The sequence below is a fragment of the Psychrobacter sp. FME6 genome, assembly GCF_014861365.1.
In the GTDB taxonomy this organism is placed as follows: domain Bacteria; phylum Pseudomonadota; class Gammaproteobacteria; order Pseudomonadales; family Moraxellaceae; genus Psychrobacter.
In genome coordinates this window covers 1-803 of sequence record NZ_RRYW01000226.1, presented here as the reverse complement: position 1 = coordinate 803, position 803 = coordinate 1, and the positions used below count along the sequence as shown (strand labels likewise).

The following is an 803-nucleotide window of genomic DNA, read 5'->3' as shown; positions in this document are numbered from 1 at the left end:
GGTGGTGTATCAAAAAGTATGCTGGAGTAATAAAAGAAGGGTGACAGCCGAAGCAAGATGATATATTTGAGGTTATGAAGACACAAATACAGATCAATTGCCCCGACTGTCACAGTCCCAGTTTAAAGAAAAACGGCAAAAAAAGCTATGGCAAGCAGAACTACCAGTGCAAGGACTGCAAACGCCAGTTTATTGGCGATCATGCCCTAACTTATAACGGCTGTCACTCTAGAATAGAAGATAAAATACGGCTAATGACAGTGAGAGGCTGTGGCGTCAGAGACATTGCTATTATAGCCTCAATTAGCATTGGTAAAGTGCTTAGCACTATAGGCTCATCCATTTACAAGATTGTACCTAAGAAGCGCTACTATGAACGCTTAGAGGTTGATGAGTTCTGGACTTACGTATATCGCAAAAAGCGTAAAGTTTGGCTTATTTATGCTTATGACCGCGCTACCAATGAGATTGTTGCTTATGTTTGGGGCAAACGTGACCTGAAAACAGCTAAGAAGCTAAGAGCCCGTCTTAAACAACTGAAAGTCAGCTATGGCTCTATTAGCATGGATAACTGGGATAGCTTTATAACCGCATTCAAGCCTGACAAGAAACAAATCGGCAAGCAGCATACGGTAGGCATAGAAGGTAATAACTGTCGCCTTAGGCACCGATTGCGACGAGCCGTTCGAAAGACCTGCTGCTTCTCAAAGAAGTTTGATAACCACTTTAAGGTGTTTGATTTGGTATTATTCTATGTCAATTATGGCTATGTCTGATGCCAGCATACTTTTTAGAACACCACC

1 protein-coding gene is annotated in these 803 nt (G+C 42.0%); it reads left to right on the top strand.

The annotated features are described in order from the left end of the window. Window positions 1-74 precede the first annotated feature (74 nt). Window positions 75-776 (top strand): IS1 family transposase, encoded by a 702-nt coding sequence (locus EI162_RS14365; RefSeq protein WP_192524971.1) that lies wholly within the window; start codon window positions 75-77, stop codon window positions 774-776. The last annotated feature ends 27 nt before the right edge of the window (window positions 777-803 follow it).

Coding starts and splice junctions, on each gene's coding strand:
- EI162_RS14365 (WP_192524971.1), top strand. CDS start 75: ATGAAGACACAAATACAGATCAATTGCCCCGACTGTCACAGTCCCAGT.